This is a genomic window from Vibrio sp. V01_P9A10T6 (assembly GCF_963877065.1).
In the GTDB taxonomy this organism is placed as follows: Bacteria; Pseudomonadota; Gammaproteobacteria; order Enterobacterales; family Vibrionaceae; genus Vibrio; species Vibrio anguillarum.
In genome coordinates this window covers 1-9,287 of record NZ_CAWNTB010000025.1, presented here as the reverse complement: position 1 = coordinate 9,287, position 9,287 = coordinate 1, and the positions used below count along the sequence as shown (strand labels likewise).

Below are 9,287 nucleotides of genomic sequence, written 5' to 3'. Positions count from 1 at the left end.
ATTGAACCCTGTTGGAAGGATTCTGACAAGGAATTACAAAGCACCAAGGTTTGGTCTCTTCAGGAAGAAGACAAGGTTGTTCACGAAGAATAACCACGCAGGATGCTAGGACAGCGTAAGGATACAACAGTTGGCAGGATGCGAGCTGCATGGATTGGCGATGGACACCTTGTGGATAAGGCAGGACAACATCAGGATGATGTTATGGACACCGCTCAAGGAACAAGTGATGAGTATTGACCGGAGTGTTAGTACCATGGAAAGTTTGGACACCGCTAGGATGGCGATGCAGGATGAGCCGAAGAATTGGCCACTATTATGGATGATGCATGGAGCACACAATTTAGTAGCTGGACTGCTGCGAGTAAGACTTTAAGCCTCGACACATGCGTGTTGAGGCTTTTCTTATTACTTGCATTCTGGCTTTAGCGTGTTGTTGCTTCAAAAAAAGTTCATATGATAAGTGCAGCAAAATAATAACAACAAAAAAACAATCTAGATCAATTATCTCATCGTTCGGTTGGTTTAATTTTCGGCTTCTTTGCAAAAATAGAGTACCAGATTTTATCTGGGCTAAGGCGTATTTCCCTGAGCCTAGTTGAGTCTTTCGGTATTATTTTGCGGCTAACAAGGATTGTACGTGACAACCGTAACAAGAAGAACACTTCTTCTCCCTTACACCGATTCGTTAGAGTCTGATTTTTTGATGCTCAATTGTTGCGCCAAAAATCGGGCACAGATGAATGGCCCTAAAACGGTCGCTTCAGCAAAACAGCTTTTTCAACGAGTGCTTCATGATCCTCATTTGTACGCAATGGCGGTGTTAGATAATTATAACCGCGAATACATGGGGCATTTGTTCATTGAACTTGACGAAGAGCGAGCAGAACTCGGTTTTCTGTTTGATAAATTGTATTGGGGCAAAGGCATTGCAACTGAGGCATTGAAGGCTTTTTTACCTAAAGCGGCCTACCAATTGCAACGACAAAAAATTACAGCCACTGCTAATATTGGCCACCATGCCTCTATTGCGGTACTCAAAAAACTCGGCTTTGAGCTGTTGGGTGAGAAAGAAGATGTTTTTGGCCCTTATTGGGAATTTGAGTTTACATACGATGAGGCGGCAAATGAAAAGCAGATGGCCTAAAGCCTATCATTTGTAATTCACCTTGGTAGCAGTCGTCACCTAGTGCAGAAAACTCAAACCAATAAACGGTATGCCAACGCCAGAGTCCTTCTGGCGTTTTGAATTTGTGGCGTCCAAAAGCCACGCTGATCAGCTGTAAGTCGAGTTGTTCGCATTTTCGACTGATCGCCGCCTTTGCTAATTCGGCTTGGCGACGCTGTTGCCAGAAAAGAAAGCAGCCCAAGCTGAGTAATAAAATAGCCAATAGATCGCCTAGCATAAACATTCCAGTTATTGAGTTTTGGTCGCTTGCTGTAAGCGAATTAAGGCATCGGATAATTCGAACGAAGGGCTAGAATGCAGCAGTGGCAGCAGTACCATTCGCAGTTCTGGCAGCATCACTAAATCCGCAAAGAGCTGGTTAAAGAGGGCTTGATTGCCTGTTTGCGCCAAGCGTAATAAAAACGTTTCGGCAAGTGATGGGTTAGACAATACATGCCACGAGCGCCCTGCAATGGCAATTAATATCTCTTGATGGCTCAAGCGTGGGCTTTGCAGAATACGTTCAACCAAGGTCGCGGTGAGTGCATTATTCGCACCTGATAAGGCTCGTATTAAGGCAGAGAGTAAGAACAGATCAGGTTCGTGGCTTTCGATGTGCCACATTGCCATCTCTTGCAAACGCAGCGCCAACTTATCATTCAACGGTGCACTATGTTCGAGCGCCCCCAGCAGGGCATACAAAGGCTGAGCGGGGAGGTGGTTTAATGCTTTCCTTAGTAACACGCTATTTTGTTCTTTGCTTAAACGAGCACAAATATCAGTAATGCCTTGTAAGCCGACCGTCTGCCAGTTTTCCCAGCCTAAATCCCCACTAAAATAGTGTTGCGCATGCTCATAATATTGGCTTGATGGTAGGTTCAACTGGGCGCGTATTTGGCTGTGGAATACTGCCATTTTGTCGTCGCTCGGTTTAAAGGTATAAGGGTTATTGGCAAGCTTTTGCTGCTGCTCATCGCTGAGGTCTTGATGCAAACGTGACCCCATCGCTTCAAGTACAAACTTGATGAAGTTACCTATCTCAGCTTGTTTGAGTAGGCCGCGTTCATCCAAAGAGAATTTAAGAAACCAGATCCAAGGTTGTTGGGCTTGGTTCCAATACGCGATGGCAAGATGAGCATGACGCTGCAATGGATAGGGATACGGTTGTTGACCTTTTTCTACTTGAGAAAAGTGTGTATTTTCAATCGGGCAGATGCGTCTTCCTAAATCAAAAATCCGATATTGGCTACCACTATTGGTGAGCAATTGGCTAAGCGTATGAATGGTATCCATGGATAAAGTGGCCTTAACTTGTGTTCTTGAATAACTATTTTTGATCAATAACTCTCTTTGAACAATAAATGGTACTCTATAGCCCATTTTCAAGGTCACTTAGCAAATTAACTTGGTGAATAATGACAGTAAGCACAGAACTTACCCACCTGTTGAAGCAATTAGAAACTCAGCTACGCAATACTCAGTGCTGGCAATCTCAGCCGCCAAGCGAAAGCGCATTGATGAGCACAGAGCCTTTCTCCATCGATACCCTCACTCCGGAGCAGTGGCTGCAGTGGATTTTCATCCCCAAAATGTTATTGGCAATTGAGCAGCAAACAGAGCTTCCTCAAGGGTTTTCGCTCACTCCCTATTTTGAAGAGGCATGGCAACATCAAGCGGAATTGGCTGAGGTGATTGCGCTGCTACGTTTGATTGATGAGGTAAGCCAAGCATGTTAGAGATTCTGTATCAGGACGATGATTTGGTCGCCGTGAATAAACCCGCAGGAATGCTGGTGCATCGCTCATGGCTAGATAAACACGAAACGCAATTTGTGATGCAAACGCTGCGCGATCAAATTGGCCAGCATGTGTTTCCCCTACATCGATTAGATAGGCCAACTTCTGGCGTGCTCGTGTTTGCGCTCTCCAGTGAAGTGGCGGCGCAAATGATGCCGATGTTTGCCAACCATCAAATGGAAAAAACGTACCATGCGATTGTGCGTGGTTGGATTGAACAAGGGGATGTGCTTGATTACCCACTCAAAATCGAGCTAGATAAAATTGCCGATAAGTTTGCCAAACAAGATAAAGAAGCCCAAGAAGCGATCACCGCTTATCAACCATTAGCGACAGTAGAAGTGCCGTATTCAACCGGGCGTTTCCCAACCAGCCGCTACTGTTTGGTGGAAATGAAACCGCAAACGGGCCGTAAACATCAGTTGCGTCGTCATATGCACCATTTGAGTCATCCGATTATTGGTGATACCACTCATGGTGATGGCAAGCACAACCGCCTATTTCGCGATCATTATGACGCGCAGCGTCTGATGCTCCATGCCTCTGAATTACGTTTTACTCATCCGTTTACTGGCCAAGCATTAGTGCTTAAAGCTGGTTTTGATGAGGTATGGCAACGGCTGTTTACTCAGTTTGAGTGGAGCCAGCCGATATAAAAACAAAACCCTCGCGATGCGAGGGTTTTGAGTATTGGGATGTAACTGAAAGTGGTGTAGTTCATCAAGACATTCAGTTCATAAAAGCCGACAGTGAACAAAAAACGAGCTACTTCGCTAGATACTCTTGAATGGAACGCTCGATGCCTTTGGCATCTAAACCTAATTCTGCATGCAGCTCTTCTTGTGTACCTTGAGCGATGAATTGATCAGGCAAACCTAAATTGAGTACTGGTTTTAGGATTTTCTCTTTCATCATCAATTCAATGACGCCGGCACCCGCACCACCTGCAATCGCATTCTCTTCCAAGGTCACTAGCACATCATGTTGCGCAGCCAGTTGGCGAATGAGTGTTTCATCAAGGGGCTTAACAAATCGCATGTCAGCTACTGTTACATTTAGCTTATCGGCTGCTTCAAGCGCGTTTGGTAGGAAAGTGCCAAAGTTGAGGATCGCGATTTTTTCATTCGCGATAGCCGTGTCACATTGGCGCATAATGCGTCCTTTACCAATCTCTAACGCACTAAATTGGGTTTGGATTTCGACTCCCATGCCATTGCCACGAGGATAACGCACTGCGCTTGGCCCTGTGTGTTTATGGCCGGTATAGAGCATTTGTCGGCACTCATTTTCATCGGCGGGTGCCATGATCACCATGTTGGGAATGCAGCGCATGAAGCTTAAATCAAACGCACCTTGGTGAGTTTGGCCATCAGCTCCGACTAACCCTGCGCGGTCAATGGCAAACATAACTGGTAAATTCATGATGGCAACATCATGGATCAGCTGATCATAACCCCGTTGTAAAAAGGTTGAGTAGATCGCCACTATCGGATGATCTCCCGCAATCGCCATACCTGTCGCAAGGGTGACGGCATGTTGCTCAGCAATCGCCACATCAAAATATTGTTGTGGGAACTCTTTTGAAAAGCGAACCATGCCAGAGCCTTCGCGCATCGCGGGTGTAATCGCCATTAATTTTGGATCTTGCGCGGCCATGTCGCATAAAAAATCGCCAAAGATTTTAGAAAAAGTAGGTTTAGCATTGCTGCTTTTTGGTAGGCTAGTGTGGCTCGGGTCAAATTTAGGAACGCCATGGTAACCAATCGGATCTTTTTCTGCGGGCTCATAGCCTTTGCCTTTTTTGGTCATGATGTGCAAAAACTGCGGGCCTTTGAGCTCGCGCATGTTGCGTAATGTCTTGATAAGTTCAATCACATCATGGCCATCGACTGGGCCGATATAGTTAAATCCAAGCTCTTCAAACAAGGTGCCGGGTACGACCATGCCTTTCAAGTGCTCTTCTGTGCGGCGTACCAGCTCTTTAATAGGCGGTATGCCAGAGAGCACTTTTTTGCCCCCTTCACGGATCGAGGTATAAAGGCTACCGGAAAGCAGTTGCGCTAAATGGTTATTCAGTGCGCCCACGTTTTCAGAGATCGACATTTCGTTGTCGTTGAGCACGACTAACATATCCGGATGAACGTCGCCAGCATGGTTCATTGCTTCAAAGGCCATGCCTGCGGTGATAGCACCATCACCAATTACGCCCACTACTTTGCGATTTTTCCCTTCTTTACCTGCACTGATCGCCATCCCTAAGGCGGCACTGATTGAGGTGGACGAGTGGCCGACAGAGAGCGTGTCATATTCACTTTCTTCACGCCAAGGAAAAGGGTGAAGACCGTCTTTTTGACGAATGGTCGACATTTTCTCGCGGCGACCAGTTAATATTTTGTGCGGATAAGCTTGGTGGCCTACATCCCAAATCAGCTGATCGAAAGGGGTGTTATAGACGTAGTGTAGGGCAACCGTTAATTCAACCGTGCCTAAGCCTGACGCAAGGTGGCCACTCGACTGACTGACGGAATTAAGAAGGTAGTTTCTTAATTCATCACACAACGTTGGCAGAACCTCTTTCGGCAGACTGCGCAGTTCATCGGGTGTATTTGCTAAAGCCAGTGTTGGGTATTTTGAAATATCAAGAGTCATAATTTTGCGCGCTTATAGTTTAGTTCTTGCGCTCGACGACGTATCGGGCGAACTCTTCGAGTGATTCTGTATTGTAGGGTATTGCTTCCAAGGCTTGAAGAGCTTCCTGTAACAGACTTTGTGCTTTATCAATAGCACCTTGTAACCCTAGCAGCGCTGGGTAGGTACTTTTATTGAGTTGTTGATCCGAGCCTTGAGGTTTACCTAATGTCTCGGTATCGCTAACGATATCCAAAATATCATCTTGAACTTGGAATGCGAGACCAACGGCATCGGCATAGCGATCCAATTGTGGTAGTACCGCAAGCCCTTTTTCACCAGCCGCAAGCGCACCTAAACGGATTGCACAACGCATCAAGGCTCCCGTTTTATTGCGATGGATCTCTTCTAATTCCTGCACTGAGACCAGACGATTTTCTGCTTGCAGATCCAACGCTTGCCCTATACACATACCTTGAGCACCGGAAGCTTGAGCCAACATTTGGACCATCTTAATGCGGTTGACTTGCGCATGTTCGGCGAGTTGACCTTCTGCCAAAATAGTAAAGGCCAGTGTTTGCAGGGCATCGCCCGCTAAAATCGCGATGGCTTCGTCAAATTCGATGTGACAAGTGGCTTTACCACGACGCAATTCATCGTCGTCCATCGCGGGAAGGTCATCGTGGATCAATGAATAAGCATGAATACATTCTATTGCGCAGGCTGGGGTATCGAGTTCATCTGGCGTACAACCAAGCATTTGCCCTGTGATATACACTAAATAAGGTCGAGCTCTTTTGCCGCCAAGTAACAAACCGTAGCGCATCGCGTCAATCAACGGTTGTTTTTGGTGCGGTAAACGGCCTAACCAAAGGTTTAATTGGTCAATATTTCTTTGCTGATAGGAGCTCAGAGCCTCAATCATAGGGCACTCTTTCTACTAAGTTGTGGTATCTACTAGGTTACGATCGACCGTTTCCCTGTGACTTAATTGACAGGTTCAAGTCACATAGCGAGCGATGAGATCGATAAATATGAGTCAGTAATAAGTATGTATCAGTAATACGTGCCTATTACTCAGGTAGTTCAGTAAAGTCAGAGAGTGGCGCGTCATCGCTCGCACTGAGCAAAATACTGACTCGCTGCTCCGCTTCACTTAACTTACTTTGTCCAGCACGAGCAAGGGATATTCCGCGCTCGAATTTTTTTAGCGCATCATCTAAGGCTAAATCGCCATTTTCTAGCTGTTCCACTAAGCTATCAAGTTCTTCGATTGTCGCTTCGAAGGACATATTTTCAGGTTTCTTGCTCGCCATAATCTTTTTATCTTGGTAAATATGCACGAAAGTTACCTTAGGGCGTAGTGATGGTCAAATTTAACCAACGATTTTTGTCTGAAAAGTCCCTCTTTTGGAACTGTCACTATCACAAATAATAAAAATAATAATACGATACTTAGCAACCAGACCGATATTTACTGAAATAGTGACGGTGACTCAGAATCTTGGCCATATCAGTGTGCTGGCAACAGTGCATCTTTGCTCAGTTTAGGTATAAACTGAATAGAGAGAATTTCGGTATGATCCAATAATTTACTTAAAGATTTGAATCTATTGCCGATAACGAGTTTAAACTCATTATCGCGGGTAAGCAGCATGAGGAGTGCTTTGTGGATTTAGCAACGCTGATAGGCCTGATCGGAGGCCTCGCTTTCGTTATCATGGCGATGATTTTAGGCGGAAGCCTAATGATGTTCTTCGACGTCACATCCATCTTGATCGTAGTGGGTGGGTCAATGTTTGTTGTATTGATGAAGTTCACGATGGGACAATTCTTCGGTGCAGCCAAGGTGGCAGGTAAGGCATTTATGTTCAAATCCGATGAACCTGAAGATTTGATCGCGAAAATTGTAGAAATGGCTGATGCGGCGCGGAAAGGTGGTTTTCTTGCATTAGAAGAGATGGAAATTACCAATAGCTTCATGCAAAAGGGGATTGATTTGCTGGTGGATGGCCATGATGCTGACGTGGTGCGTTCTGCGTTGCAAAAAGACATTGTATTGACTGATGAGCGTCATTCACAGGGAACTGGCGTATTTCGTGCTTTTGGTGACGTAGCGCCAGCGATGGGCATGATCGGTACTTTGGTGGGCTTGGTTGCCATGTTGTCTAACATGGATGACCCTAAATCAATTGGCCCTGCCATGGCCGTTGCCTTATTAACTACCTTGTACGGCGCTGTTCTCTCGAACATGATTTTTTTCCCGATTGCAGACAAACTTGCTTTGCGCCGAGACCAAGAAAAGCTTAACCGTCGTTTAATCATGGATGGCGTTCTGGCTATTCAGGATGGACAAAACCCACGGGTCATTGATAGTTATCTGAAAAACTACCTCAATGAAGGCAAGCGTGTTTTAGATGTTGATAGTGAATAACGGAGCCTGTAATGGATGATGAAGAAGGCTGTAAATGCCCACCTCCCGGCTTGCCGTTGTGGATGGGAACCTTTGCCGATTTAATGTCGCTGTTGATGTGTTTCTTCGTACTGCTGCTCTCTTTTTCCGAGATGGACGTTCTGAAGTTTAAACAGATAGCAGGCTCGATGAAGTTTGCTTTTGGTGTGCAAAATCGTTTGGAAGTGAAAGACATTCCTAAAGGGACAAGCATCATTGCACAAGAGTTTCGCCCAGGCCGCCCCGAACCGACACCGATTGATGTCATCATGCAACAAACCATTGATATCACGCAGCAGACACTTGAGTTTCAAGAAGGGGATTCAGATCGAGCGGGTGGTGTTCAGCGTGAAGAAGGTCAATTGACGGGGGGGCAATCCCCTGAAACTTCAACGCAGAATAATCAAAATACTCAATCGGAAATGCAACAACAGCAAGCAGAATCTATGTCGCAAGAGATGGAAATTGTTGAACAGGACATCAAAAAAGCGTTAGCAAGAGAAATCGAACAAGGCGCTATTGAAGTTGAAAACTTAGGTCAGCAATTGGTGATCCGTATTCGTGAAAAAGGTGCGTTTCCCGAAGGCTCTGCATTTCTACAACCTAAGTTTCGTCCATTGGTTCGTCAAATTGCCGATCTGGTTAAAGATGTGCCGGGCATTGTGCGTATTTCTGGCCATACCGACAATCAAAGTGTCGATTCTGAATTGTATCGCTCAAATTGGGATCTTTCGGCTCAACGAGCGGTTTCTGTGGCGCAAGAGATGGAAAAGGTTCGTGGGTTTTCTCATCAACGACTCAGGGTGCGTGGTATGGCCGATACCGACCCAGTCGGCTCTAACGATACGGAAAGTGAACGTTCACGCAACCGCCGAGTAGAAATCAGTATCATGCAAGGTGAACCGCTGTACAGTGATGAAGTTCCATCCGTTCAGTAAGTTACGTTGGATTATGTAAAAACACATAGACGAGCGCTAAGGCTCGTCTTTTTTATGGTTATCACCTCGTGTATAATCCTGCGCCCTTAGCGGTGTATCAGTAGCAAGTAGAATGCGACCCATTGATTCACCACGTTGCCCAATCAGATTGCGAATAGAACTATGAAATTTATTGTTAAGCCCCATCCGGAAATTTTTGTTAAAAGTGACTCAGTACGCAAGCGCTTCACAAAAATTTTAGAGTCCAATATTCGTAATATCATTAAACGAAGAACAGAGTCAGTCGCGGTATTTAACCGTCGCGA

10 protein-coding genes are annotated in these 9,287 nt (G+C 45.6%); 5 read left to right on the top strand and 5 right to left on the bottom strand.

What is annotated here, in order from left to right:
• Positions 1-634: 634 nt before the first annotated feature.
• The gene (locus AACQ21_RS01700) at positions 635-1,147 is read left to right on the top strand and encodes a GNAT family N-acetyltransferase (protein ID WP_013857407.1); all 513 of its coding nucleotides are present in this window, start codon (positions 635-637) and stop codon (positions 1,145-1,147) included.
• Here AACQ21_RS01700 and AACQ21_RS01695 read toward each other — a convergent pair.
• Positions 1,107-1,406 (bottom strand): DUF3301 domain-containing protein, encoded by a 300-nt coding sequence (locus tag AACQ21_RS01695; protein ID WP_017045584.1) that lies wholly within the window; start codon positions 1,404-1,406, stop codon positions 1,107-1,109. The genes AACQ21_RS01700 and AACQ21_RS01695 overlap by 41 nt on opposite strands.
• Positions 1,407-1,417: 11 nt before the next feature.
• Complete coding sequence (locus AACQ21_RS01690) at positions 1,418-2,461, bottom strand: DUF3549 family protein (protein WP_105977574.1); 1,044 nt, start codon at positions 2,459-2,461, stop codon at positions 1,418-1,420.
• A gap of 122 nt (positions 2,462-2,583) precedes the next feature.
• Between AACQ21_RS01690 and AACQ21_RS01685 the strand changes: the two genes are divergently transcribed.
• Entirely contained in the window at positions 2,584-2,904 is a 321-nt protein-coding gene (locus AACQ21_RS01685) for a YqcC family protein (RefSeq protein WP_094125081.1), read from the top strand.
• Positions 2,898-3,620 carry a tRNA pseudouridine(65) synthase TruC gene (gene truC, locus AACQ21_RS01680; protein WP_017045581.1) on the top strand — a complete coding sequence of 241 codons (723 nt, stop codon included), beginning with the start codon at positions 2,898-2,900 and terminating at the stop codon, positions 3,618-3,620. The genes AACQ21_RS01685 and truC overlap by 7 nt, the downstream gene beginning before the upstream one ends.
• Before the next feature lie 109 nt (positions 3,621-3,729).
• Here the strand turns inward: truC and dxs are convergent, their stop codons facing one another.
• The 3 genes from dxs to xseB all read right to left on the bottom strand — a co-directional run bounded on the left by dxs (position 3,730) and on the right by xseB (position 6,908).
• Positions 3,730-5,613, bottom strand: coding sequence for a 1-deoxy-D-xylulose-5-phosphate synthase (gene dxs / locus AACQ21_RS01675; RefSeq protein WP_105977573.1), 1,884 nt, complete (start codon positions 5,611-5,613; stop codon positions 3,730-3,732).
• Positions 5,614-5,632: 19 nt separating this feature from the next.
• On the bottom strand, positions 5,633-6,517 hold the full coding sequence (gene ispA, locus AACQ21_RS01670) for a (2E,6E)-farnesyl diphosphate synthase (RefSeq protein WP_013857402.1): 885 nt from the start codon (positions 6,515-6,517) through the stop codon (positions 5,633-5,635).
• A 148-nt stretch (positions 6,518-6,665) separates the two neighbouring features.
• Positions 6,666-6,908: an exodeoxyribonuclease VII small subunit gene (xseB, locus tag AACQ21_RS01665; RefSeq protein ID WP_010319093.1), complete on the bottom strand. Its 243-nt coding sequence runs from the start codon at positions 6,906-6,908 to the stop codon at positions 6,666-6,668.
• Between the two features lie 353 nt (positions 6,909-7,261).
• On the opposite strand from xseB, the gene pomA reads away from it, so the two are divergent.
• Positions 7,262-8,026, top strand: coding sequence for a flagellar motor protein PomA (gene pomA / locus AACQ21_RS01660; protein ID WP_013857399.1), 765 nt, complete (start codon positions 7,262-7,264; stop codon positions 8,024-8,026).
• An 11-nt stretch (positions 8,027-8,037) separates the two neighbouring features.
• Positions 8,038-8,982: a flagellar motor protein MotB gene (locus AACQ21_RS01655; RefSeq protein ID WP_017044193.1), complete on the top strand. Its 945-nt coding sequence runs from the start codon at positions 8,038-8,040 to the stop codon at positions 8,980-8,982.
• Positions 8,983-9,287: the final 305 nt, after the last annotated feature.

Excerpts from the sequence above, each read along its gene's own strand:
- ispA (WP_013857402.1), bottom strand. The coding sequence starts at position 6,517 with ATGATTGAGGCTCTGAGCTCCTATCAGCAAAGAAATATTGACCAATTA.
- AACQ21_RS01690 (WP_105977574.1), bottom strand. The coding sequence starts at position 2,461 with ATGGATACCATTCATACGCTTAGCCAATTGCTCACCAATAGTGGTAGC.
- AACQ21_RS01685 (WP_094125081.1), top strand. The coding sequence starts at position 2,584 with ATGACAGTAAGCACAGAACTTACCCACCTGTTGAAGCAATTAGAAACT.
- dxs (WP_105977573.1), bottom strand. The coding sequence starts at position 5,613 with ATGACTCTTGATATTTCAAAATACCCAACACTGGCTTTAGCAAATACA.
- AACQ21_RS01695 (WP_017045584.1), bottom strand. The coding sequence starts at position 1,406 with ATGCTAGGCGATCTATTGGCTATTTTATTACTCAGCTTGGGCTGCTTT.
- AACQ21_RS01655 (WP_017044193.1), top strand. The coding sequence starts at position 8,038 with ATGGATGATGAAGAAGGCTGTAAATGCCCACCTCCCGGCTTGCCGTTG.
- truC (WP_017045581.1), top strand. The coding sequence starts at position 2,898 with ATGTTAGAGATTCTGTATCAGGACGATGATTTGGTCGCCGTGAATAAA.
- xseB (WP_010319093.1), bottom strand. The coding sequence starts at position 6,908 with ATGGCGAGCAAGAAACCTGAAAATATGTCCTTCGAAGCGACAATCGAA.